The organism is Hyphomonas oceanitis SCH89 (assembly GCF_000685295.1).
GTDB classification, from domain to species: Bacteria; Pseudomonadota; Alphaproteobacteria; order Caulobacterales; family Hyphomonadaceae; genus Hyphomonas; species Hyphomonas oceanitis.
Genome location: NZ_ARYL01000044.1, coordinates 1 through 22,334, shown reverse-complemented (window position 1 = coordinate 22,334; position 22,334 = coordinate 1). Strand labels below are relative to the sequence as shown.

The 22,334-nt window shown below is 56.3% G+C and carries 28 protein-coding genes; 10 read left to right on the top strand and 18 right to left on the bottom strand.

The features are described from left to right. Positions 1-26: 26 nt before the first annotated feature. Complete coding sequence (locus tag HOC_RS18270; RefSeq protein WP_035541248.1) at positions 27-866, bottom strand: hypothetical protein; 840 nt, start codon at positions 864-866, stop codon at positions 27-29. Between the two features lie 447 nt (positions 867-1,313). Here HOC_RS18270 and HOC_RS18265 point away from each other — a divergent pair, with 447 nt between their 5' ends. Both HOC_RS18265 and HOC_RS18260 read left to right on the top strand, forming a co-directional pair. Next, a complete protein-coding gene (locus tag HOC_RS18265) occupies positions 1,314-1,628 on the top strand; it encodes a hypothetical protein (protein ID WP_035541247.1) in 315 nt (104 codons plus the stop codon). Between the two features lie 818 nt (positions 1,629-2,446). Continuing rightward, positions 2,447-2,680, top strand: a complete 234-nt coding sequence (locus HOC_RS18260; RefSeq protein WP_035541246.1) for a DUF3892 domain-containing protein — start codon at positions 2,447-2,449, stop codon at positions 2,678-2,680. Here the strand turns inward: HOC_RS18260 and HOC_RS22855 are convergent. Next, positions 2,677-2,805, bottom strand: a complete 129-nt coding sequence (locus HOC_RS22855; RefSeq protein WP_277813061.1) for a hypothetical protein — start codon at positions 2,803-2,805, stop codon at positions 2,677-2,679. The genes HOC_RS18260 and HOC_RS22855 overlap by 4 nt on opposite strands. Here HOC_RS22855 and HOC_RS18255 point away from each other — a divergent pair. Next, complete coding sequence (locus HOC_RS18255) at positions 2,804-3,406, top strand: hypothetical protein (RefSeq protein WP_035541245.1); 603 nt, start codon at positions 2,804-2,806, stop codon at positions 3,404-3,406. The two genes, HOC_RS22855 and HOC_RS18255, sit on opposite strands and share 2 nt — an antisense overlap. Positions 3,407-3,669: 263 nt before the next feature. Continuing rightward, positions 3,670-3,942: a hypothetical protein gene (locus tag HOC_RS22245; RefSeq protein WP_156950541.1), complete on the top strand. Its 273-nt coding sequence runs from the start codon at positions 3,670-3,672 to the stop codon at positions 3,940-3,942. 198 nt (positions 3,943-4,140) lie between these two features. On the opposite strand, the gene HOC_RS18245 is transcribed toward HOC_RS22245, so the two are convergent. Then, entirely contained in the window at positions 4,141-4,848 is a 708-nt protein-coding gene (locus tag HOC_RS18245; RefSeq protein ID WP_035541243.1) for a VOC family protein, read from the bottom strand. Between the two features lie 114 nt (positions 4,849-4,962). Continuing rightward, positions 4,963-6,015, bottom strand: coding sequence for a helix-turn-helix domain-containing protein (locus tag HOC_RS18240; protein ID WP_035541242.1), 1,053 nt, complete (start codon positions 6,013-6,015; stop codon positions 4,963-4,965). Positions 6,016-6,260: 245 nt separating this feature from the next. Between HOC_RS18240 and HOC_RS18230 the strand changes: the two genes are divergently transcribed. The 5 genes from HOC_RS18230 (at position 6,261) to HOC_RS18210 (ending at position 12,020) form a co-directional block, all read left to right on the top strand. Next, complete coding sequence (locus HOC_RS18230) at positions 6,261-7,508, top strand: TetR/AcrR family transcriptional regulator (RefSeq protein ID WP_162174897.1); 1,248 nt, start codon at positions 6,261-6,263, stop codon at positions 7,506-7,508. Positions 7,509-7,559: 51 nt separating this feature from the next. Then, complete coding sequence (locus tag HOC_RS18225; RefSeq protein WP_035541237.1) at positions 7,560-7,766, top strand: hypothetical protein; 207 nt, start codon at positions 7,560-7,562, stop codon at positions 7,764-7,766. A gap of 43 nt (positions 7,767-7,809) precedes the next feature. Next, complete coding sequence (locus HOC_RS18220) at positions 7,810-9,990, top strand: TonB-dependent receptor (protein WP_162174896.1); 2,181 nt, start codon at positions 7,810-7,812, stop codon at positions 9,988-9,990. Between the two features lie 158 nt (positions 9,991-10,148). Next, complete coding sequence (locus HOC_RS18215; RefSeq protein ID WP_035541250.1) at positions 10,149-11,186, top strand: alpha/beta hydrolase fold domain-containing protein; 1,038 nt, start codon at positions 10,149-10,151, stop codon at positions 11,184-11,186. A 63-nt stretch (positions 11,187-11,249) separates the two neighbouring features. Then, complete coding sequence (locus HOC_RS18210; RefSeq protein WP_035541233.1) at positions 11,250-12,020, top strand: SDR family NAD(P)-dependent oxidoreductase; 771 nt, start codon at positions 11,250-11,252, stop codon at positions 12,018-12,020. A 305-nt stretch (positions 12,021-12,325) separates the two neighbouring features. On the opposite strand, the gene HOC_RS18205 is transcribed toward HOC_RS18210, so the two are convergent. From HOC_RS18205 to HOC_RS18150, 12 genes are all read right to left on the bottom strand, one after another. Beyond that, the gene (locus HOC_RS18205; protein WP_035541231.1) at positions 12,326-13,042 is read right to left on the bottom strand and encodes a hypothetical protein; all 717 of its coding nucleotides are present in this window, start codon (positions 13,040-13,042) and stop codon (positions 12,326-12,328) included. Next, the gene (locus tag HOC_RS18200; RefSeq protein WP_035541229.1) at positions 13,039-13,275 is read right to left on the bottom strand and encodes a thioredoxin family protein; all 237 of its coding nucleotides are present in this window, start codon (positions 13,273-13,275) and stop codon (positions 13,039-13,041) included. Before HOC_RS18200 ends, HOC_RS18205 begins: the two co-directional genes overlap by 4 nt. 23 nt (positions 13,276-13,298) lie before the next feature. Further along, a complete protein-coding gene (locus HOC_RS18195) occupies positions 13,299-14,360 on the bottom strand; it encodes a permease (protein WP_035541227.1) in 1,062 nt (353 codons plus the stop codon). Next, entirely contained in the window at positions 14,357-14,656 is a 300-nt protein-coding gene (locus HOC_RS18190; protein WP_035541225.1) for an ArsR/SmtB family transcription factor, read from the bottom strand. Before HOC_RS18190 ends, HOC_RS18195 begins: the two co-directional genes overlap by 4 nt. Positions 14,657-14,738: 82 nt before the next feature. Then, a complete protein-coding gene (arsH, locus tag HOC_RS18185; RefSeq protein WP_035541223.1) occupies positions 14,739-15,458 on the bottom strand; it encodes an arsenical resistance protein ArsH in 720 nt (239 codons plus the stop codon). 32 nt (positions 15,459-15,490) lie between these two features. After that, complete coding sequence (locus HOC_RS18180) at positions 15,491-15,772, bottom strand: hypothetical protein (RefSeq protein WP_035541221.1); 282 nt, start codon at positions 15,770-15,772, stop codon at positions 15,491-15,493. Beyond that, the gene (gene arsC, locus HOC_RS18175) at positions 15,765-16,184 is read right to left on the bottom strand and encodes an arsenate reductase (glutaredoxin) (protein WP_156950539.1); all 420 of its coding nucleotides are present in this window, start codon (positions 16,182-16,184) and stop codon (positions 15,765-15,767) included. The genes HOC_RS18180 and arsC overlap by 8 nt, the downstream gene beginning before the upstream one ends. Continuing rightward, the gene (locus tag HOC_RS18170; RefSeq protein WP_035541218.1) at positions 16,181-16,609 is read right to left on the bottom strand and encodes an OsmC family protein; all 429 of its coding nucleotides are present in this window, start codon (positions 16,607-16,609) and stop codon (positions 16,181-16,183) included. Before HOC_RS18170 ends, arsC begins: the two co-directional genes overlap by 4 nt. Before the next feature lie 13 nt (positions 16,610-16,622). Beyond that, entirely contained in the window at positions 16,623-17,036 is a 414-nt protein-coding gene (locus HOC_RS18165; RefSeq protein WP_035541217.1) for an arsenate reductase ArsC, read from the bottom strand. 12 nt (positions 17,037-17,048) lie between these two features. After that, positions 17,049-18,071, bottom strand: coding sequence for an ACR3 family arsenite efflux transporter (arsB, locus tag HOC_RS18160; RefSeq protein ID WP_035541216.1), 1,023 nt, complete (start codon positions 18,069-18,071; stop codon positions 17,049-17,051). A gap of 106 nt (positions 18,072-18,177) precedes the next feature. After that, complete coding sequence (locus HOC_RS18155) at positions 18,178-18,576, bottom strand: hypothetical protein (protein ID WP_035541215.1); 399 nt, start codon at positions 18,574-18,576, stop codon at positions 18,178-18,180. Positions 18,577-18,651: 75 nt separating this feature from the next. Next, on the bottom strand, positions 18,652-18,987 hold the full coding sequence (locus HOC_RS18150) for an ArsR/SmtB family transcription factor (RefSeq protein WP_035541214.1): 336 nt from the start codon (positions 18,985-18,987) through the stop codon (positions 18,652-18,654). 215 nt (positions 18,988-19,202) lie between these two features. Here HOC_RS18150 and HOC_RS18145 point away from each other — a divergent pair, with 215 nt between their 5' ends. Further along, on the top strand, positions 19,203-19,826 hold the full coding sequence (locus tag HOC_RS18145) for a tyrosine-type recombinase/integrase (RefSeq protein WP_035541213.1): 624 nt from the start codon (positions 19,203-19,205) through the stop codon (positions 19,824-19,826). A gap of 145 nt (positions 19,827-19,971) precedes the next feature. Here HOC_RS18145 and HOC_RS18140 read toward each other — a convergent pair whose 3' ends face one another. Further along, positions 19,972-21,129 carry a tyrosine-type recombinase/integrase gene (locus HOC_RS18140; protein WP_035541211.1) on the bottom strand — a complete coding sequence of 386 codons (1,158 nt, stop codon included), beginning with the start codon at positions 21,127-21,129 and terminating at the stop codon, positions 19,972-19,974. Next, on the bottom strand, positions 21,129-22,334 hold a 1,206-nt coding region (locus tag HOC_RS18135; protein ID WP_084146442.1), incomplete at its 5' end, for a tyrosine-type recombinase/integrase. The genes HOC_RS18140 and HOC_RS18135, both read right to left, overlap by 1 nt.

Genomic DNA, 22,334 nt, shown 5'->3' with positions numbered 1-22,334 from the left:
TGATCAAGGGCGCTCAGGCCGGACGCTTACGTGCGATTGGCGAACATGCCATTTAGTCCGGTGCAGAGAGCCCCGGCTCTCAGTCGAGATATGTTGGGGTGGGCGTCGCCGGTATTCGATTCCAAGCCCAGCCCGGCGACGAGATCAAACTCACCAAGCTTATCGACTGCTTCGGGCGACTTGAGGTGGCGCCACAAGTTGACGTCTGTTTCGTCGTCCAATTCAACAAACAGATTGTTGTCGCCATACTCCCAAAATGCGACGCCATCAAAAATATGGACGATTACCACCAGAGTTTCGTCAGCGGTTTTGGGGTCGAAAACGTAGATCTCGCGAGTTGATGTCTGTAGCGATCCGATGCGGTCGGTACCTGTGCCGTACACCGCTATCTCTCCAGAGCTTAGAGAAACCCGCTCTACATCCGCCAGCCGTCGGCTGATTTCGTTTATCTTATGATTAGTTTCACACTTACTTTGACCGAACCGGAGACGAGTTCCGAGGTCGCAAATGATCCGGTCGTACGTCTCGAATGAAGACTTAACTGCATCGTGCATGCGTTCGCCAAAGTCATCTAAGGCAGCCTTCGCTTCGATGGCCTCCTGCTTAGACGTGTCGAAATCAGATTCCAGCCGGGTGAGGGATCTTTGCAAAAATATCGGCGCAGCAACCATCGTGAGAGCTAAGAGTGCGATCCACAGCTGCCGTGTCCAAGATATCTTGAAGAAGCCAATATCATCGCCAAGGCTGAGTTTGCCGTTTATTGCGATCAGTAGAGGCTGTATGTTCGCAGCCAGTAACGTACCGATCAAGACTGCTACAGCGATCCAAGCTCCTAACATCAGCAAATTGCCCTTGGTCAAGCTCATGGCGCATCCGGTTGGTCATCATATGCCATGACTATGTTCAACCCCGTATTGAAAGTCAGTTTCGGATAAAATTTAACCGATTCCGGCGACTAGCACCAATAATTCAATTGTTGCGGCTGCGCTGTCTCATTCGTGCTGATCGACTTGAGATTGCGGAACTCATGGCGCGTCACCTTGGAATCGGTGCGAAACATCCCGTTCGGCCTCGTGGCCTCGGCGATTTAAACGCTAACAGCACGGCACTGTTCCGTGGCTAGGTTTTATCAGTTAAAGAGGGCACGCGCTGCGTGCGCGTTGGCTTAGGGGGCGGGGGGCGCGACTGTGAATTCACTTTGGAAGCTTTTGATCTCCGCGGGGGTTTGTGCGGCTTACTTCGCATCCGACGCGACTGCTGAACCCCATAACTTCATGGGTCGTAATTTCTGTCTGACTGAAGACGCTAGAACGATGACTCGCGAGGGCGCCCCCTACGCGAGTGGAGTCAACAACGCCCCGAAATCGTTTCGTCTCACTTTTGGGCCAGTCAAAGACAAAGACGTGTTCGCCGCCGAAGTCGAAGGCAGCGACCTGCCTATAATCAACGGCCAATACACCTCCACTGCGAAACAGCCCGGTTTGTTGGTCAAGGATTTTGGCGTTGGGTTCGCGTGGGCTTTGATGTCTACTGGCGAAGTGAATTTTATCGTGCCGGCAACTACGGGCGAAGAGGAGACGCACGTTTGGCTAACGGTATCGGCTCAATGCTATAAAGCCGATGGGTGACGCTCTGCACGTTGGGTGCCCAAACTCCTCTTTTCAGCATGGCCAAGTTTCTATAAAATTCCTGGGAACGTCGCTCGCGGACGCTGTTTACCACACAACTCACTGAGATTGCTTGGAGCGGGTGAAGGGAATCGAACCCTCGTATTCAGCTTGGGATCGTGAGCGGTATTCAATAAAAACAAGGCAGTAGCTGTAACCCGTTTCGGCATAAGTCCTTGTTTTGGAATAATTTATTTGGCTGCAACCCGCTGCTTGGTGTCAAAGGAGCCAATTATATATAAGCAGCCCACGGATTGATTGCCTGACGACAACGCTGTGGAAAATTGAATATGAGGTGAAACGAGAAAGCTTTGTGCCTTCGAAAGTGGAAAGTGTGCCACCGTCAGAAGCGGTTGCTCTGTATGTTTGAACTCGCAGAGGTCGACCTACGCCATAACAACCGGATCAAGCCGGGCATTGACGATAAGGCTCGCGCTGACGCACTGGATATTGGTATCGTGGGCAACGCCTGACCTGTCGGCTGACTGGTGGATCCTGTCTCGCGTAAGCAGCGAGTGAAGCGCTTTAAACGCTAGTATCAATCCTGGAACAAATAGGGGGTATTCGGGACTCGACTCCGGATACGAACATCGGCAGACTTTGTGCGATCTGCGAATCGGCCCGCTCAGCCTTGGAACTGAGCGGACCTTAATTCGAAGTCTGGCAAACCTGTTAGAGAGGTCGAGGCCGGACCAAGGCACTTATCAGGCGATTCACTTGAATCGTAAATACCCGCCTCAGTCAACTCGACCTCTCGCTCTAATGCGAAAGGGTCGCACATGACGACGCGCAAAATTGTAGATGCCCGTGCCGATAAGGACGGGGATATTACCCACGTAAAATTCAAAGGGAACGAACGCTTCACTTCGGTCGAGCGCGCAATCCCCATGGCTGACCGTGGCGAGATCGAAAATACTCACGTTGTTCGCCGCGAGAACGCTAAGACGCATCTTCGCACGAACCGCGATGGACGTGAGCGCAACAACTTGGATTGGATGGCAGGCGACGACTAGTCGCCTTTTTTCTGGGGCGCGAGCTTCGGCTCGCGCCCTTTCTTCATCTCTTCCTGGGGCTTTGGATCTTTCTCCATAAGCCGCTTGAGGTTTTCGTCGAAATCTTTGTCTTTGGGATCAGTCATGTCGGATACTTGGAGCAGTCGCTTTCAATATGGGCACCAAGAACACTTAGAGGCGATTGGAATTACTATTGTTGCATGGAACGAGATCGAGTTTGTCATGTTCATGCTATACCGAGCGCTGCTGGGCCTAAAAGGCGGTACGGCATCAAGCCTGTTTTATGATCACAGCAATTCTGAGCGATTTAAATTGATCCTGGCGATTGCCCCGATGAAGTTTGGCGCGAATACCTGCGGTCATCTAGAAGTGTTCCGGCGTTACGCGGTCATTTGTAATGACAATCGAAACTTCATTGCTCACTCGTCCGTGCGCAGATCTTCTGAAGATATTATGGCCAATAAGATACGCAAGAAAGACCTTGTCTGGACCGACTACAAGCTGACCTTAAGCCAATTGAGACAAGCTGCCGAAGATGCGGACAGAGTTGCGAAGCACGGAAAGTCCATAGTGCTTTATGCTCTGGCTGGTGAAACTAACGAGGATGGAGAGCCGGTTTTTCGGAATCCCAACCTGCGCGGAAACACACACTTTCTTGCAGCATTGCCAAAAACGCCTGCTCAACCGGTATCTCTAACTCAACCACCGAAAGCCGAACGCGAATAAAGCCGCAACCCGCCTCAATCATCTCCTGAGTAAGCTCAATCTGTACCCGCCTGTCAGTCATAGGTTATCCTCACCTACGTGAACGAACAATCACGTTGTCATGTATACAACTCGGGGCCTTTTTCGATGACGTCGGCGCTGAGATACTGGCTTCCGACCGAACGCGCAAAAGCTTCAGGGACATTTTTCTGGCGGCTTTTCAGCGATACCGGGCCGATGCTTTTCTTGGGAAGGTATTTGATCGCGGCGAGTATGAAAAGCTCATGCGAGGGCACAAGGACCCTCGCACGCGCAATCACATAGACACCGAGATTTCAGAAGTCACGAAGCTGCTCAAAACGCTGCAGGCGGATGGAAGCGTTCGGAATATCGATCCCGGAATCATCACTGCCTTGTTGCAGGCGATCGTCCTGTTGTTTCTGAACGAGGACGAGTTCGACGTCGCTGTTTTCCCCGCCATGATGGAGTTGCTGGTAGGGTTGATAGCGGACCATGTCGCGGTGGCCGGGGAGTCTTCGGCTTTTGCGATCGGGTGAAATAGTTCTGCACTGCAGAAACGTTCATTACTCCGCCTAAAGCGGACATTGTTGGGTAAGATTGGGAAGACGGCTTTCCGGCGAGATCCTGCCGGACGCTATGCCCTTAGTGATCGGCTCGATTGGGCGCAAAAGAAGACATAATTCCTTGCGTGCAACACGACCACAACCCACCGAGGCGACCCATTGAGCTACCCCTCAAGGTACCGGCGAGCCTGTAACCGACGCACGTTGGGACAATTCAATCCAGTTCCCGGATTTGTCCCTGAGAAAGGATATTCGCGCAGTCTCTCCAAGGGATCTTGGCGGCGCACCTTCTCGAGCGCCATGCGCCAGAACACGTCCGTGCTCCCTATCGACGTCCCACACCTGTATCGTCACATACCTATACCCAATACTTTGCAGGACATCGCGCGAAATCAATGAACTGACGTTTGTATCGGTGCGGCCAATTATCAGGCTCTCACCGCATCGTACTGCCAGCGGGTGATGCGTATCCAATGGCAAGCCCAGTTGACCGTTATAGAAATCCAGGAACGTGTCGGCATCGGGCGTCGCCGTCTCGATCGCCCAATGGGTGAGGCCATTCCAGCCCTTTGGCACCAGCTTGACCGCATTATGATCAGGGTCAAAACAGCTCACCGGTGAGGTCACGTCATCGCGCGCCAGCACAAGGGAGTAATATCCGCCCGGCTCTGCCGCGAGCAAGGAAGTTCGCGCATGATTCACTTTCAGAACAGCGTCCCCGTAGAGGTGCCGGTATTGTCTGATGCCATTTCCGACTGGAAGCATATGATCAAAATGTATCCCAGCCGTCTGTCCCCAAAAGGCGAGCATAGGATCCAGCTGATTGGTAAACAGTCCAATATCGAGGCTTGGTTTTGCAATCCAACTTGTCGGTGCCATATCCAGCCTTTTGATACCTGCCGGGCCGGTGGCCAATGGTGCGCGAACACTGGCATTGGCTATCGGCACAGGGCCAATGGTTAGCGCGGTGCAGACTTTACCCGCCGCAATGCATTACAATGCGCTCTTCTGGCGATACGCGGTTGGGGTCACACCGAGCCAGTCATGGCAGGCCCGCGTGAGGCTCCTGCGATCTGAAAAACCCATTTCCTGCGCTATGTCCTCGAGAGGCGCGGACGTAGCGAGCAGGGACGAAAGCTGCTCTTTTCGGAGCCCTCTGGATAGTTGCCTGAAATTCGTTCCAGCCATCGCAAGGCGTCGCTGTAGCGTCGCGACACTTAGGCCAAGCTCCTTGGCAACGCCGTGTTGCGACAGCATGCCTGTCGTGAGCAGGTGCCTGACGTCACTTAGGATCTCGTCAGAGGAAGCGAATGCACTGTGGCAAAGGTCTGAGTACAGACGCCTGAAAACTGACGTCTCGTGGATGCCCCAGGATTCATACCTTCGCGCTCCAAGCTGGATCCCGAGATCTGCCAGGCTGAAACTTATCGTCGTTCCGAATCCATTGCGCTCAGTTCCCTTCCGCGACAGTCCGGCTAGCAAATAGCCGTCCTCAGGCTCGAGCAAGGACGAGAGCCTGATTTTCTCAGGCAGAAATTCCCGCTCCGCGCCCCATAACAAAATGCAAAGAAACACGGTCGCAATCAGATCCAGATATCTTTCTGACCGGGTGCTTTGGGGGAACTGATCATCCGTCTTCAAGGTCAGATGGGCATACCTTGAGCAATAACCAACGCTCGCATGTACACCGCACTGCAGGACGGGCAGGAGCTCGGCAATGCGCTTCAGGCCGCGTCCGAGGGTCTCCATCTGGTTGACCGCAGAGAATACCATGCTCCAGCTGGATTTAGGCATTGGTCGGGAAAGGCAGCAGTGGCCCTCATCATCATATTTGTTCACGCTGTTGAGGCAAAGTTGCCAGTAGTCGAGCTTCGATAGGGTCGCAGGTGCGCTGTGTTGTGGCTCAAGTAAGGCAGCGCCGCTCAACAGGGACATGCCTCGGTCACGACCGAAAAAGTCAAGAACATAGCGCGACGACAGGCATGTCGCATCGCACAGTCGTTCATCCGAGATTGAAACTGGATTCTGCAATTCCAGTGCGTTCATGGCCCGCAGTTCTCCTCCAAATGAAGACGCGCGTGGCTCATTGTCTTGTTGACAAAATCCCTCTCGAGTCTGCGCCTTCAAAGTGGTACAATGAGCCAAATATGTGCCGGGGTCAATCAATATGAAGGGAGCGACGTGAACTAAAAGGCCTTGATTTTAATAGTCGGTATTGGTCTGTGCTCATGAGAAATGATCAAGAGCGCACTCACAACGGATCGCACTTGGACGAAAGCGCAGAAAGAAATATGACCAAAACGAGCTTGCGGGATCAAGGCCAAAATATGCTCCGTCCTCCCCAGGAGAACCGCGTACAGAAGCGCGCCCAACTCCGGAAGGCGGACATCGAAAACGCGGTAGTCAGGGTCCTGGGTGATCGTGGCGCGTCCAAGATGACTCACAGGTTGATAGCAAATTTGGCAGGCGTGCCCCTCGCCGCGACGACCTATTACTACGCCGACAAGGGCGCGATCTTGCTCGCCGCGTCTGACCAATTACTGGATCGCGTGACAAAGGACGTGACCGGTCGACCCGGCCTCGCTGCGCGCCCGCTTGCAAACAGGATCATCTTGGCGCTCGCGGCCAAACCAGCCCTCTTTTGCGCGTGGGCCGAGTTGATGCTGTATTCCGCGCGCGGATCGGAAGGCTACAGGATCGGCACGCAATGGTACAGCGCGCTGGACCAAATGGTCGCCGGCAGTATCCTTGAATGCCCGGAGATCGACCGACCGCATCTGGCTCTGTCCGTCGTTGATATCGTTGTTGGAGTGCTGTTCGCCACCGTGTCTCAGGATCCCGGGGCAAAAGCCACAGAGCAGGTTCTGAACGAGCGCGCGGATCCGCGTACACTCTGGAAGCCTGCTGACATCAGTGTAAAGGCAGCGCGCAATGCCCGACGAACGACAAGAAAATCAACCGAGACCAGGTGCCGAATACTCAATGGTGCGATTGAATTGCTGTACGAAGACGGCCCGGGTGCGGTCACCTATCGCGCCGTTGCCGAGCGCTCGGGGGTTGCGCGCGGCACACCGTTCTACCAGTATAACACCGCATCTGAACTGCTTTCAGAAGCGCAGCGCCACCTCTTCCAGGAATCCAAGGCGCGATATCGCAACGCGGTCCAACCGTCGCAGAAACCGGCGGAAAGCACCGATCAGCTGATCGAGAGGACCGCCTCCATCTTCTGGAGGGAGGCTACGCAGCATAAGGGGAGCAGCATTTCCAGCTACTCGCTGTGGATCGAATCGGCGCGCGAACCGGCATTGCGTCCGATGATCTGGAACGCCATCGAGGATCAGCTGCTAGCCTGGCGCAAGGTTCTGTCCACCTTGGCCGGAAATATCCGCCCCATCGATCCGCTGCTGGCGCAGGGGCTGTTTGTTGGAAAGCTCATTCGCGTCCTGTCGACAGGATCGAGGGAGCCGGACCGGTCCGTTGCCGAACTGGCATTCCGCCGCGATCTCTCAGCGATTATCCAGGGGACATTCTGGATATAATGCCTGTGGCGGTTCCTCCAGAACTGACCGCAGTGCCGTCTGCACAACGGCATGACCGTAGAGGATCTACAGGCCTTTGGCTTCGGTCGGGATGCATCCGACATTGAACAGGCTGATGGCGGTGGACTGCCGCCATTCCCGGCGATCAAGACCCGGGCGCAGCGACCACGTTCCAAACCTGAATTGGTGGCCTCACCGCTCGCCTTGAGGGAAATTGTTCCTTCTGGAATGACTGGACTTGTCATCGACACGACCTGACGCGTGATCATTCTGCCCCCAAACATAAAAGGGAGGAATGAATATGCGGAAATCCGGTTTGTTGATGGGGGTCGCAGCAATTGCGTTCGGGACACTTGAGCCAGTATGGGCGCAGGAGGCAGCAACCGCCGATGCAACTGATGCTGACGGTCAACCCGCTGGGCATGTGGAAGACGCTCAGGCGCGGCTTGGCACTGTGGTTGTCACGGCATCCCGGCGCGAAGAATCGCTCCAGGATATTCCAATTGCGGTGTCGGCTTACGATGGCGCAAAAATGCAGGATTCCCAGATCGACTCCCTAGCTGATCTGGCATCGACCACGCCGAATGTTCAGATTTCCGGGGCTTATACAAACGGCAATATCTCGATACGCGGTATCGGAAATGCGGCAGTGAATGCTGGCGCGGAATCGGGCGTCGCCGTGCATCTTGACGGGGCCTATCTTGCGCAACCGCTTCTGACACTGAGTACATTTCTCGACGTTGAACGCGTGGAAATTCTCAGAGGCCCACAAGGAACCTTGTTTGGCCGGAATGCGACCGGTGGTGCCGTCAACATTATACCAAAAACACCAACCCAAGAACTCGAATATGGTTTCACGGCGTCCATCGGTGTCGATCCGGATGAATTCAGAAGCAGCGCATATGTTAGCGGGCCGCTCAATGATTCTGGCACAATCGCGGGACGCCTGGCCTACGAGCAGGCACAAAACAAGGGATATACAAGAAACGACGCGACGTTCGGGCCGGACTTTCTGGACGACCAGTCCGTCTATTCCACGAGAGGGCAACTTGAATGGAAGCCGAGCGCCGATTTCAGTTCGCGCATCGCAGTCGATTATCAGAGCGCTGCGGACAACGGCCCGGCCGCCTACTTCATCGGAACGCCGGACCCCATGTTACCCTTGCCGATAGCCCTGCAAGGCTTGCCAGTGGGATCACCCGAAGATCGGATCACCTACGCCAATGTGGGCAACCGGAAAATCGAGGCTCTGGGCATCACGTCGACATCTATTTGGTCGACAGGCGCAGGAGACCTCAAGGCCCTGCTGTATTACAATACGTCTGACCTCGAGATTCTCCAGGACGGAGACGGGACGGAAGCAGACTGGTCCACCACCAGCTTCAAGAACTCCGGCCACGAATATTTTGGAGAACTGATTTTTGCATCTGATCCGAGCCACGCCTTCAGCTATGTCCTGGGCGCGAACTATTTCTTCGAGGCCCTGGAGCAGGATGTCTCGGTTCCGATCGCGATTCTGCCAGTTCCGGTCAATCTGGGAGGCGACATAGACACGACATCCTACGCTGTTTTCGCTTCAGGGAACCTTGACCTGACATCCCGGCTGAGCCTCTTCGGCGGGGTCCGCTACACGAATGATGAGAAGGATATCTCCGAGTACAACAATTTCGTTGGCACGCTAAATCAAAACGACTCATGGGGGGAGCTGACCTACGAGGCGGGTGCGGCATTTGACTTCACAGCAGACGTGTCTGCCTACGTGAAATACAACACCGGATTCAAAGGCGGGGGGTATTCGGCCGGTGGCCTGTCGCCCGCCTTTGATCCCGAAACGAACACCAATATCGAAGCCGGTCTGAAGGGGGTCTATTTTGACAACACGCTGCAGGCCAACCTGGCTGCGTTCCACATGGAGTATGAAGACCTCCAGGTGAACCAGGTCATCGGCGTGCTATCTTCTGTGACCAATGCTGCCAAAGCCACCATTGACGGACTGGAAGCCGAGTTTGTAATTGTGCCAACGGATAATCTCAGGATCGAGGCGTCCGCAGCCTTGCTGGATGCAACATTTGATGAGTTTGATACGGCCGATTCAGCGCGCCCGGATCTGGGTCCGCTTGATCTGGCGGGGAATCACCTGCCGAACGCTCCGGAAGCCAACGGGAGTGTTGGCATCTACTATGACACGCCATTTGTGGACGGCGATCTGACATACGGTGCCCGCTACGACTGGAAGGCACGTGATTATTTCAGTGAGTTCAACATTCCATTGTCCTCGCAAGATGCCGTGGGAACCCTGGATCTCTCACTTGTGTACAAGTCATCAGATGATCATTGGACGGCAAGTCTTTACGCACTGAATGTGACGGACGAGACAATCGCTACGAATGTGATCGTTGTGTCATCATTGATTGGTTCTCTCGGACTTGCCCAGTACGAGCCCGGTCGCCAGATTGGCGCCTCCATCAGCTATCGCTACTAGGCTGCGGCGCGGTTGTGATGTGGAGAATACTTAAAATGAAACCCCCAAAATTCCTGGGCGGCGCCAGCGATCTGGCCTCGCCTCAGGGTATCGAGAAGGAATTGGCTGTGAATGCAATCTCAACGGCGGGATATGAGGGTAGACTGATTAGTTCGGACATGAGCCTTGAAACAGACACGCGCCTGGATCACCGGTTGAAAAAAGCACTGGATGGCCTCGGTCTTCTGGGGAATGCCGCACCCGCTGAGATATCACGGCTTGATGATCATCAAGCGGTGGTAGCTGCGGTGAAGGCGCAGCATGAGGGCTTTGGCGCGTTGTATGAGGCCTTGCCCAACGATCTCGTCCGTGACCCGGTGCTTGGTTATACGACGCATGACGTACCGACTGAGGACGGACATACCGTTGCCGTCCGCGTGTATCGGGGGGCGGGCGCCGGGCAAAAGGTTCCCTGCGTCATCTACTATCATGGCGGGGGCATGGTGATCCTCGACGCCTTTGCGAAGGTGCATGACCGATGGTGCCAGGATCTCGCCGCGACCGGCCTGGTGGTCGTCGCTGTAAACTACAGGAATGGGTACACCGAACAAGGCCTCCATCCGTTCCCAACAGGGCTCAATGATTGTTTCGCTGCACTCAGGTGGGTTAATAGCCGGCGTGAAAGCCTGGGGATTTCGAAGATCATGCTTCAGGGGGAATCCGGGGGAGGCAACCTGGCACTCGCCAGCGCATTGAAGGCAATGAAAGAAGGCTGCATCGACGCAGTCGATGGCGTGTATGCCAATGTTCCCTATATCAGTGGCGGTTATAGCTGGGACGAAGGCCGAAAACGCGCCGAGCTACCCTCTCTCATTGCCAGCAACGGGTACTTTATTGAGTGTTCACAGATGGACCTGTTGGTCGCCATCTATGACCCTGCTGGCGACAATGCCGAAAATCCGCTCTGTTGGCCCTATTTCGCAAAAGAGCGCGATTTGACTGGGCTGCCGCCGCACGTCATCGCGGTGAATGAGCTTGATCCACTGCGGGACGAGGGGATTGCATTCTATCGCAAACTGCTTGCTGCAGGTGTTCTTGCGCGGGCGAGGACCAATCATGGTCTGGTTCACGCAGCAGACCTGATTTTCAGGCAGGCCATCCCCGACATCTACCTGGCCAGCATCTCGGACATCGCATCATTCGCGCGCTCGCTCTGATGCCCACTCACGCGAAATTTCATTCAGCAATGTGTGATCTGACCATGCTCGAGGACGTAGCAAATGTTTGATCTGAGAGCGAAAGTGGCCATCGTCACGGGATCTTCGCGCGGAATTGGGCGAGCAATCGCCGAGGGGCTCGCAGATGCAGGCGCGCGAGTTGTCATTTCGAGCCGCAATCAGGATGCCTGTGAACGGGTCGCGGCAGAAATCAATGAAAAGCACGGAGATGAACGTGCGGTCGCCTGGGCCGCGAGCCTGTCGTCCAAGGAATCCCTGCAAGCGCTTGTCGGGTACACGGTTTCTGAATTAGGGCGGATCGATTGCCTGGTCTGCAACGCGGCCTCGAACCCCTTTTACGGGCCTTTGTCTGGCATTTCCGATGAGGCTTTCCGGAAAGTGTTCGAAAACAATGTCCTAGCTAATCACTGGCTCACAAGTCTTGTTGCACCTGAAATGAAAAAGCAGGGCGCTGGCGCGATCATCCTCATCTCCTCGATTGGTGCTCATATCGGATCAGATACGATCGGTGCCTATCACATCAGCAAGGCTGCTGATCTGCAGCTTGCACGCAACCTGGCTGTAGAATACGGCCCGGACAATATTCGAGTGAACGCAATCTCGCCGGGCGTAACGCGTACCGAGTTTGCCAGAGCGCTATGGGAAGATCCGGCTACTGAGGCGGTCCTAAAGCGGGCCACACCGCTCGGACGCATCGGTGAACCATCCGAAATGGCCGGTGCAGCCGTATTCCTAGCGTCCCCTGCTGCATCCTTTATGACCGGTCAGTCTATCGTCATCGACGGCGGCATGACCATCAGAGGGCCCATATGAGCGGTGGTTTGGCGCAATAAGGAGCGTGACGGGGCACGCCGTTGCTGCTTCAATGTGCATGCCATGCAATTTCCCCGCTAGTTTGGGTGACTTCCAATTTGGGCGTGCCGCGCTCGGACTTTCCAAGTGCTGTAGGCTGGGTCTTATCCCTACTACCGCTTTGGGCGCAAAAGGAGACACTATAAATAAAGCTCTCCGTTGTCGATTTTAGGACTTCGTGCCGGTTGTCTGCTCGGTAGCCAATGGCGCAAAAAAACGCAACTTGATACCTTGCCGATTCTCCGGAGTGATGAATTTCGGAAAGGCTATACTTGTTCTGGCAAACTCAATACTCCGTCATCGAACCTTGAGAACGATGACAGGTGTCCGGAGATTGTCCCGTCATCAGAGACCAAATGGACATGAAGCTGCTGTCCGGACGGCATAAAATAGCGGTCGGGATCGAAGGGGTCATAAATGCCGACCAGCGTGACATTGCCGCTTTTTATCTGACCCTTGGCCCCTTCGGGCCTGCCGACGACGCTCCATTCCGCACCTGTAATTGTTCCTGACAGTCGAAAAGGGATTGCAGAAGACGGGCAGTCAGAAGCTGCGGCGGCCTCTGCGAGAATGCTCTCAAGCCCCGCCATTGACGTGATGGTCGTTCCGACCGGCCGGGCAGACCATACTTCAGGTGCGGCGGATACGAAAAAGACTGCGCCTGCGTCTTTGCCTGGAACCGTTTCGACCTGAACAGGGTCCGCTCCCGTTGCGCGGGCGATGAACCAGTTGCCATCTACGAGCGTGAGTTCGGCACGGTACCCGGAACTTGGGCCGTATCCTATCGCTGTGGCCGGGGTCGGAACCGCTGCAAGATTTACTGCGACCATGTTCGGGTTAGCCTTGAGGGCTGCACGCGAACCGTATGCGGTGATGGCGCTCTTGCAGGCATCCGGTAGAGACGCTTGCGGTTCAGCCTGCGGCGTTTTGCAGGCCGAGATCAATGCAAAGCTGAGAATCGTCGCATATCGCGCGCGTCTCATGCGGCGAGCCACGCGCTGATGGAGTCCGGCTTCGGCAGTCCACCCGCATGCACGAGCTTGCCATCGATAACGAGGCCGGGCGTAGACGCCACACCGGCTTTGGCGATTTCGGCATAGTCGGTGATCTTTTCGACGGACACTTCAATACCGTACTCGTTTGCGGCTTCTTTGACCATGGTGACGAGGGCATCGCAGCGCTTGCAGCCTGGACCGAGAACTTTCACGTGTTTCATGACGGACTCCTTTCGAGGGCGGATCAGAAGATAAGATTGAAGAGGAAGCCGACGGCCAGGATGCCGGAGGCGACGACAGCGATGAAGACCCCGATCAGCTTGAGGGTCAGAACCTTCCGCAAGATGATCATTTCCGGCAGTGAAAGCGCAATGACCGACATCATGAAGGCGAGCGTCGTGCCGAGCGCAGCCCCCTTCCCGAGCAGGGCTTCAACGATCGGAATGACGCCCGCGGCATTGGTATACATGGGCACGCCAAGCAGGATGGCGGCAGGCACGGACCACCAGGCATCAGCCCCCATGATACGCACCATCAGATCCTCCGGAACAAATCCATGGATCGCCGCGCCCATGGCGATCCCAAGAAGAATCCAGAGCCAGACTTTCGCTACGATCTCATGGACCGCATCAATGCCCAGCTTCAGCCTGTCGATGAATGTGAGACGTTCCTGAACCAGTCCCGTTGCGCCATCAACGCTGAGTTCCTTGACCCATTCCTGAAGCCAGTTTTCGAGCTTAAGGCGTCCAATAACCCAACCCGCAACCACAGCAAGCAACAGGCCGAAGGCGAGATAGGTAACAGCCACTTTCCATCCGACGAGGCCGAACAGCAGGCCCAGCGCGACTTCATTGACCATGGGCGCTGCAATCAGAAACGAGAACGTGACGCCGAGCGGCACACCCGCCGAAACGAAACCGATAAACAAGGGTACAGCGGAGCAGGAGCAGAAAGGCGTCAGAACACCGAGCCCTGCGGCCATGACATTGCCGACGCCTTCGCGTTTGCCGGATAGCAAGGCGCGCGTGCGTTCCGGCGAGAAATAGGTCCGGATCACGCCCATGCCGAAGACGACCAGCGTCAGCAGCATTAGCACTTTTGGCGTGTCATAGAAGAAGAAGGCAAGCGCATCGCCAAGGTGGCTTTCGCGCTTCACGGGAAGAAGACTGACCAGCCATTCGGAAAAAGCGATCAGGTGTGTGTAGATGCCCCACCATGCTGCCAGGAATGCGGCCAGTCCGGCGAGCCAGAGCGCGGTTTGGCGTGCGTGTGGGGGCTGGGCAAATGTCTCTGTCTGGGTGCTCATGCGGCTTTCCTTTTCGGAAGCGGGATTTCAGCGTCAGCGGCGGCAAGCACAGCATCGATCAGGCCCCGCAAATGATCCGGCAAATCGGGATTGATCGTGTAGCGAACCCACTGAGCGTCCCGGCGATCCACCACGAGACCGTTCGTTTTCAGCAAGCTCATATGGCGTGACATGCGAGACTGGCTGGCCCCGAGCTTATCCATCAGTTCGCACACGCAATGCTCCCCACCATCGGCAAGAATGCGGAGTGCGCCGAGCCGGGTCGGTTCAGCCAGGGCGGAGAGGATCGAAATCATGGCTTGCCTTTTTGCTTATGCGCATATCCGCATATAATGGCGCTGGCTGCATTGCACCATTCGGCGTTGCTGGCGGAACGTCTCAGAGGCTCTTCTGGTTGACCCGTTTGGAAAGCTCTGCGGGGCTTTCCTTTCGTTCGGAATAGCGGTCCACAAGATAGTCGGCACGGTCGCGTGTCAGCAGGGTGAACTTCACGAGTTCCTCCATCACATCGACCACGCGATCATAGAAAGGCGAGGGTTTCATCCTTCCGTCTTCCTCGAATTCGAGGAAGGCCTTGGCGACGGACGACTGGTTCGGAATGGTGATCAGCCGCATCCAGCGGCCGAGGATGCGCAGCTGGTTGACGGCATTAAAGCTCTGTGATCCGCCGCAGACCTGCATCACGGCCAGCGTCTTGCCCTGCGTCGGGCGAACGCCTCCAAGGGAAAGCGGTATCCAGTCGATCTGTGATTTCATGACGCCTGACATTGCGCCATGGCGTTCGGGCGAGCACCAGACCATGCCTTCTGACCAGATGACCCGCTCTCTCAATTCCTTGACCTTGGGATGAGACTCTTCAGCGCCGTCCGCAAACGGCAGGCCAGCCGGATCGAAACTGCGCGTCTCGCAACCGAGTCTGCGGAGGATGCGGGCCGCCTCTTCATTCAGGAGGCGGGAGTAGCTCCTTTCCCGGAGCGATCCGTGGAGAAGAAGGATGCGCGGTGCGTGTGTGCTGAGCGCTGGAGAGAGCAGCGCTTTGCGGTCGATCTCACGAAAGCTATCTTCATGGAGGGCCGGGAAGTCGTCTTCAGACTGCATATTGATATTCTTTTCTTACGCCAGACGGTGAATTATTTCTCTGAAATGGCGCTCGCCAGCGCGAGCTTGCCCATGCTGAGCTTGTAGCAATGATCGAAATCGCGGCAGGCTAGGCAATCTTCCCACTCTTCCGGGATGACACTGACGTTTCGTCCCGATCGACCAAGGCCGAGACTTTCAAGCTTGCAGTTGAACGCCTTCCCCCGAACAGTCGCGTTCGGTTCGACATGGAGCGTGTCCGGAAACATCGTCCCGTAACAGGGCTTTCTGTCGGCAGCACCGGATGCCGTCTCAGTCGCAGGATGTTCAGCCAATGCGTTCTCCCTTCTCATTGATCAGCATTTCGCCATCTTCCTTGTAGAAAGGCCCTGGGGGTATGCGGTCAAGAAGATCCAGCACGGTTTCACTTGGCCGGCAGAGACGCACGCCCTTTGGGCTGCACACGATAGGCCGGTTCACCAGAATGGGGTGTTCCAGCATGGCGGCCAGGATCAAATCCTCACTGACGCCTGGTTCAAGCAGGCCAAGCTCTTTTGCAGGCGATTTGGTTTCTCGCAACGCGGCGCGGGGTGTGAGACCCGCGGCGACAAATAGGCCGAGCAGCTGAGACCGCGTCCACCCTTCTGTCAGGTAGTCGATGACAACGGGCGTTTCGCCGCTCGCTTCGATCAGAGACAGTACATTGCGGGAGGTACCGCAGCCCGGATTGTGATGAATGATGATCATGATTTGTCCTGAGCGTGTTGGGAGGACTTGCGGCGGATTGTTCCTGAAAGTTCAAGCGCATCCGCGACCGTGTTCGAGATCGTTCCGTATTTGCGGACGTTCTTGTGAAGCAGGTCAAGACGGCTATCGGACTCTTCCGTGTCCACCACGATTTCATAGCTCACGGACAGCATTCTGGGTGGAGTATCCTGCCGAATGGCATATAGGCTAACCGACACACCCCTCAGCTGGAACCCGAGAAGAGGCGTTACGCGCTCGATCCCCTTCAACATACAGGCGGCAATCGAAGCCAGGAACAATTCTGCCGGATTGAACGCATCCGCCCGGCCGGAAAGGTCCGTGTCGATGGTCAGAACCGCTTCTCCGGCGCGCGCCTCACTGCCATGCGCGTCGATACGCCGGGCGGTGACAGTATATTCCAGCATTCAGCTCTCCGGATCAGCTAAGGTGCTCAGCTTCGAATTCCGCGAGCTTAGCATGAATAATATCGCGCGCCCTGGCGAACCTTTTGCGCATGTCGTCAGGCGTCAGGGTGGGGTCATCGCTCGCAGGATCATCGATTGGCCAGTGCAAGCGCTGTGTCGTGCCCGGAAGCCAGGGACAGACTTCTTCGGCGCAGAGCGTGATGACATAGTCAAAGTCACCCGCATTCATTCCGTCCACAGATTTTGACGTGTGGCCGGTGATGTCGATCCCGAGTCCAGCCATGGCTTCGATGGCATAGGGGTTCGGTTTCGTTGGCATTGAACCCGCACTGGCAACTTCAGCGCGGTTACCGAAGCGATGCCGGGCAAGTCCTTCGGCCATCTGGCTTCGTGCGGAATTGGCAACGCACAGGAAGAGGATGTGCATGATAAGTGTCCTTCAGTTTTCGGGAAAGGCGTTACGCGTGCGGTTGGCGAACGCGACCAGCGAGAGCATGACCGGCACTTCCACAAGGACGCCGACGACGGTCGCGAGCGCCGCGCCGGAATTGAGTCCGAACAGGCTGATCGCAACGGCGACGGCAAGCTCAAAGAAGTTCGACGTGCCGATCATCGCGCAGGGGGCGGCGATCCCGTGCGGCACCTTCCACGCCCAGGCAGCGCCATAGGAGAGTGCGAAGATCCCATAGGACTGAATAAGGATGGGCACGGCGATGAGGACGATCACGAGCGGCTTTGCAAGGATCGTCCCGCTCTGGAAACCGAACAGGAGCACGACTGTGGCGAGCAGGCCGATGACCGACAGCGGTTTGATCCGGTTTGTGAAGGTGCTCACAGACGCCTCACCGCGCTGTTTCAGCAGGACATTCCGGGCCAGAACCCCCGCAATCAGCGGAATGACGACATAGAGCGCGACTGACAGGATAAGCGTCTCCCAAGGCACAGCGATGTCAGTAACGCCGAGCAGGAAGGCAACAATCGGGGCAAAGGCAAACACCATCACCGCATCGTTCACGCTGACCTGCACGAGCGTGTAGTTCGGATCACCCTTCGTCAATTGCGACCAGACGAACACCATGGCCGTGCAAGGTGCAGCGCCGAGAAGGATCAGTCCGGCAATATACCCCTCCGCATCGGCGGACGGAATGAAGGCAGAGAAGACATGGCGGAAAAAGAAAACGCCCAGCGCCGCCATCGTGAAGGGCTTGATCAGCCAGTTGACGACCAGCGTTATGATGAGCCCCTTCGGCTTCTGGCCAACGCGGCGTATGGCGGTGAAGTCCACCCCGATCATCATCGGCCAGACCATCGCCCAGATCAGGATGGCCACGGCGAAGTTGACATTGGCGTATTCAAGCGCGGCGAGCGCCTGGAATGCGCCGGGTACGACTTGCCCCAGCCCGATCCCGATTGCGATGGCAAGCGCCACCCAGATGGAAAGATAGCGTTCAAACAGCCCCATTTGCCCGTCCTTTGATTGCAATCATCCGGCTTAGCCGGAATTGGCATGCTCGCATGCAAACGCCCCCCCTCGCCGGGAGGGAGGCGTCGCGAAAAGCCACCATCCATTATTCGGGCGAAAATTCAAATGTCCCGCTGGCATTGGCCGGAATGGTAGTACGACAGAGTTCATGCTCGAACGCCCCGAATGGACAGGCGAGTCCTTCTTCGGTCATGCTGAGAGAGAAAGGTGCATCGCCAGCTTCATAGGTGCAGCTTGCCTGGATGACATTCTTCAGAAACATCGAATCGTAGTCATTCGAGCCACGGCCTCTCAATTTGGCCTTTGCCGTACCTTTCTGCGTCGTGGCCTCGCACGCGATACTCCAGCTTCCCGATCCGCTCGCTCTGAGAACAAGATTGCCAGCCGGAGCGTCTGGCACGCCAGTTCCGCCGGAGCTGGCGCAACCTGCCGCGAGCATGACCGCGAACGCTGAAACAATTGACCCTGGAATTGCAATGCGCATGGCGCCCTCCTGCTTGTCGATTTCGGCAAGTTAGACCGGAGAGATCTTTATTTCAACAGTTCATCGAATATTGATCTAACAATTCAGGCAGCGCAACTCTGCCAGCGGGACGCAGACTTCAGGCCGCCCGTGGCAGCAGTTCTCAACCAGCATGGAGAGCAGCTGGTTCACCGCCTCAATTTCGGCCCGGTAGATCATGTGCCGTCCGTCCCGTTTGACGCTGACCAGCCCCGAGTTGACAAGAATGCTCAGGTGTCCGGACAGCTTGTTCGGAGCAAGGTCGAGATGCTCAGCAATTGCTCCCGCCTGCATGCCATCTTCTCCAGCCGCCATGAGCGCCCGGAAGGTCAGGAGCCGGGTTTCCTGGGAGAGTGCGGAGAGCTGTTTCAGGGTGTTAGTGAGACTAGTCATGGGCACTTTCTACAAGAGTTGGTGAAATAACACATCGACAGATGTAGAACCAATAGTCGCCTTGCAGGATAGCGTGTTGGAACTCCGACCTCTACGAACACGAGGCGATTAAGCTGGTCCTGCTGATCTGCTTTGTAGAGCCCGAGAACGATATGGGTGCCTTGGCGTGGCATATGCATTGAGGCTGGATCGAATGGCAACTGCAGGAGGTGATCATGCCATTCGATGCAAACACAGGAAAGTGGGTTCCTTGGAACAGAGGTAAGCTGGTTGGCCAGAAGGCACCGCTTAAGCCACAGGAGGTGTGGGCAATCCGGGTCCGGCTCGAAATCGCAGAAAAGCGTCGAGATCTCGCACTCTTCAATCTCGCCATAGATAGCAAGCTGAGAGGCTGGGACCTTGTCTCCTTGCGAGTCGCTGACGTCAGGACGGGCGGAGAAATCCGTAGCAGATCAAAAGTGCTGCAGAGCAAGACGGGCAATCCAGTCCAGTTCGAGATCTCCAAGCAAACCCGAGCTTCGATTTCAGCATGGTGCGAAGCAAAAGACCTTCGGCCGCATGATTGGCTGTTCCCAAGTCGAAAAGACGGTAGCCGGCATATTTCGACGAGACAGTATGCTCGTCTCGTCGAAGACTGGACTTCTTCAATAGGTTTGCCGCGCTCATCCTACGCGACCCATTCAATGCGCCGGACGAAAGCGACACTGATCTATCGAAAGACCGGAAATCTGCGCGCCGTCCAGCTTCTGCTTGGTCACACGAAGATTGATAGCACAGTCCGGTATCTCGGTGTTGAAGTGGAAGATGCTCTGACACTGGCAGAGAGTATCGAACTCTGATTCTAGTCCACAGTGATTGAACTGACACGAGACTTGGCACTGCGTGCAGCGATGCTTTTTATGTCTGCTTTCGGGATGTTGAAGTCGAAGCGCAAACTACCGATTCTTATCAAAGACAGCCACCGGCCACACGGCAAACAGATACTCAACCCAACCAATTCGATATGAGGTCCCCGACTCTGTCGGCTGCCTTCGCGAGATGCCGCGCGTCCATGTGGGCGTAGATTTCCGTCGTCTTCGGCCTCTTATGCCCAAGGAGCTTTCCCGCCATATTCAGGGTTTCGCCGATCATGATCGCGTGACTGGCATAGGTGTGCCGAAGGTCATGAAGACGGATGTCTTTTGGCAGCCCGACCAGCGGGCGGATCGCTCGCCAGGCCGCGTCGATTGAGGCAATAGGCTTCGCCGGGTTGGCTTGGTGCGGGAACACAAATACGGATGATGCGCCTCGCTTGCGTCGATCAAGCAATGCCAACGCAGGATGGGACAGAACGACATCACGTTTGCCTGTCTTGGTGGAGCTGAGGCTCAGTTTGTCGCCGCCAACTTCAGCCCAAGTCAGTCGCGCGATCTCGCCCGACCGGCATCCGGTCAACAGGATGAGCCGGATCGCATCGGCGACATCGCGCCAGCGAATTGGAGGTGCTTCCAACCAAGCCCCGAGCTGTGCCAGTTGCTGCGCATTGAGAAGGCGCCCCCTCGCGCGCCGAGTATTGCGCCGTATCGGTTTCGAAGGATCAGGTGCGTCCGGAGGCAGAACACCTGTTTCACGTGCAAACTTCAGCATGCTCCGCAAATGCGAGAGAGCCTGATTGGCACCGCCCGGGCTGGTGGTGCTGTAGGTGTAAAACCACTCGGCAATGTCGCTGGTCGTGAGACGGTTGATAGCTTGGTCTCCGAGCGCAGGCAGGATCGAGCTGTTGAGATAGATCTGGACAGACCTGAGGGTCGTCGGCCTCCAGACCTGTCGTTTCGTCTTCAGGTACCTTTGCGCCAGTACATTCAGTTTAATGGCCGGTCTGTCGTCAGCAGCGAGTAAAGCGATATCCGGAGGCGCGTGCGCCGCGAGCAATTGGTGAGCTCGCGCCCGCGCCTCCTCAGCGCTCATGGTCAGGGTGTTGCCCAGCGTAACCCGCTTTGCCTTCCCATCGACCTTGAGGCGCAAGACCCAGGACTTTGTGCCGGTGGATTGAACCCTCAACGCAAACCCGCTCATCCGGTTGTCCGGGACCGCGTATTCCTTGGCGGCGGGCCGGGCGGCGCGCGCCGAGAGGTCACTCAGGTAAGTCGGTTCCTTGCGCATCAGCTTGCCTCCATTTCTGTCGTCGTTTCTCGCCGAGCGCGGTTATATGCACCGACCTTCTGGCGAAGCGTGGAAAAGCTCAGACCCTGCTGGGCCGCGAACTCGCGGACAGACAGGCTCTGCGCGAGGAAAGCTGCCACCATCGGTGGTGGTTCTGGCATTGCCTTCGGCGCGCGCTGCGAAAGGGTCCGCTCCAGATGTTCGGCCACGCGTTCAGCGGCCTGCCTGACAGGGGCCTCGGCAAACTGAGCATATCCAGCTGTGGTTTGAAGTTCAGAGTGCCCGAGCAGGCCCGAAACGGTTCGGAGCGGTTCGCCTGATGAAATGGCAACCGATGCAAACCCGTGTCGCAGGTCATGGAGACGGAGCGTTGGAAGGCTAATCTCATTGCGAACTGTGTTCCAGACTTTGGCGACCCGCGCACCAGAGATGGGCTTATCCTTGATCGCGAAGACGAACGCGCACGTCATCGGCTGTTCAGCGGTCAAGGCGAGCGCGGCTTTGCCGAGCCAGATTGCGCGCGTCCCGGTCTTGCTGTCGGGCAGGGCTGCGCGGTTCGCGTCCAGCATGTTCCATTGAAGGAGACGTGCTTCGGATTTGCGGCAGCCCGTCAGCGTCAGGAACCGGATCAGTGCGGCGATGGCTGGCTCTGTGTCTTCAATCCTACTCAGGGCCTCACCAAGCCGTCCATAATCCTGCTCACCCAGTCGGTGGACTTCAAATCGGTTCTTGCGTCGCCGAAGCCCTTGGCACGGATTTGAACCGGTTGGTCGAAGTCCCAAAATCTCAGCATGCCGCATCATGCCCGATAGAACAGCAAGTGCGCGGTTTCGTGTCCCTTGCGACCCTTGTGACCGGGCAAACCACGATGCGACCTCTTGAGGGGATATTGATGAGATATCGCGGAACCCGAACTGAGGCAGGATCGAACAAGCGAGGAGACTGCGATGGGCCTTCAGGGTGGCAGGCTTCCAGCTTGGCGTGCCGTGTTCGAGGAATCGAGCTGCAAACTCCGCGACGGTCGCTTTCGGGGTTTCGGGGACAAGTGGCAGAGGTGTCGTTTCGCCGGTCAATTCAGAAATCAACGCGCGCGCCATATCACGGGCTTGTTCCAATGAGAGTGATTTTTCTGGACCAATCGAACGCCGTACATTTCGTCCATCGGTCCATATCTGGATCGTGTCCCGCGGCGTGGTGTAGCTGAC

Coding starts and splice junctions, on each gene's coding strand:
- HOC_RS18270 (WP_035541248.1), bottom strand. CDS start 866: ATGAGCTTGACCAAGGGCAATTTGCTGATGTTAGGAGCTTGGATCGCT.
- HOC_RS18265 (WP_035541247.1), top strand. CDS start 1,314: ATGACTCGCGAGGGCGCCCCCTACGCGAGTGGAGTCAACAACGCCCCG.
- HOC_RS18260 (WP_035541246.1), top strand. CDS start 2,447: ATGACGACGCGCAAAATTGTAGATGCCCGTGCCGATAAGGACGGGGAT.
- HOC_RS18255 (WP_035541245.1), top strand. CDS start 2,804: ATGTCGGATACTTGGAGCAGTCGCTTTCAATATGGGCACCAAGAACAC.
- HOC_RS22855 (WP_277813061.1), bottom strand. CDS start 2,805: ATGACTGATCCCAAAGACAAAGATTTCGACGAAAACCTCAAGCGGCTT.
- HOC_RS22245 (WP_156950541.1), top strand. CDS start 3,670: ATGCGAGGGCACAAGGACCCTCGCACGCGCAATCACATAGACACCGAG.
- HOC_RS18245 (WP_035541243.1), bottom strand. CDS start 4,848: ATGGCACCGACAAGTTGGATTGCAAAACCAAGCCTCGATATTGGACTG.
- HOC_RS18240 (WP_035541242.1), bottom strand. CDS start 6,015: ATGAACGCACTGGAATTGCAGAATCCAGTTTCAATCTCGGATGAACGA.
- HOC_RS18230 (WP_162174897.1), top strand. CDS start 6,261: ATGACCAAAACGAGCTTGCGGGATCAAGGCCAAAATATGCTCCGTCCT.
- HOC_RS18225 (WP_035541237.1), top strand. CDS start 7,560: ATGACCGTAGAGGATCTACAGGCCTTTGGCTTCGGTCGGGATGCATCC.
- HOC_RS18220 (WP_162174896.1), top strand. CDS start 7,810: ATGCGGAAATCCGGTTTGTTGATGGGGGTCGCAGCAATTGCGTTCGGG.
- HOC_RS18215 (WP_035541250.1), top strand. CDS start 10,149: ATGAGCCTTGAAACAGACACGCGCCTGGATCACCGGTTGAAAAAAGCA.
- HOC_RS18210 (WP_035541233.1), top strand. CDS start 11,250: ATGTTTGATCTGAGAGCGAAAGTGGCCATCGTCACGGGATCTTCGCGC.
- HOC_RS18205 (WP_035541231.1), bottom strand. CDS start 13,042: ATGAGACGCGCGCGATATGCGACGATTCTCAGCTTTGCATTGATCTCG.
- HOC_RS18200 (WP_035541229.1), bottom strand. CDS start 13,275: ATGAAACACGTGAAAGTTCTCGGTCCAGGCTGCAAGCGCTGCGATGCC.
- HOC_RS18195 (WP_035541227.1), bottom strand. CDS start 14,360: ATGAGCACCCAGACAGAGACATTTGCCCAGCCCCCACACGCACGCCAA.
- HOC_RS18190 (WP_035541225.1), bottom strand. CDS start 14,656: ATGATTTCGATCCTCTCCGCCCTGGCTGAACCGACCCGGCTCGGCGCA.
- arsH (WP_035541223.1), bottom strand. CDS start 15,458: ATGCAGTCTGAAGACGACTTCCCGGCCCTCCATGAAGATAGCTTTCGT.
- arsC (WP_156950539.1), bottom strand. CDS start 16,184: ATGATCATCATTCATCACAATCCGGGCTGCGGTACCTCCCGCAATGTA.
- HOC_RS18170 (WP_035541218.1), bottom strand. CDS start 16,609: ATGCTGGAATATACTGTCACCGCCCGGCGTATCGACGCGCATGGCAGT.
- HOC_RS18165 (WP_035541217.1), bottom strand. CDS start 17,036: ATGCACATCCTCTTCCTGTGCGTTGCCAATTCCGCACGAAGCCAGATG.
- arsB (WP_035541216.1), bottom strand. CDS start 18,071: ATGGGGCTGTTTGAACGCTATCTTTCCATCTGGGTGGCGCTTGCCATC.
- HOC_RS18155 (WP_035541215.1), bottom strand. CDS start 18,576: ATGCGCATTGCAATTCCAGGGTCAATTGTTTCAGCGTTCGCGGTCATG.
- HOC_RS18150 (WP_035541214.1), bottom strand. CDS start 18,987: ATGACTAGTCTCACTAACACCCTGAAACAGCTCTCCGCACTCTCCCAG.
- HOC_RS18145 (WP_035541213.1), top strand. CDS start 19,203: ATGCCATTCGATGCAAACACAGGAAAGTGGGTTCCTTGGAACAGAGGT.
- HOC_RS18140 (WP_035541211.1), bottom strand. CDS start 21,129: ATGCGCAAGGAACCGACTTACCTGAGTGACCTCTCGGCGCGCGCCGCC.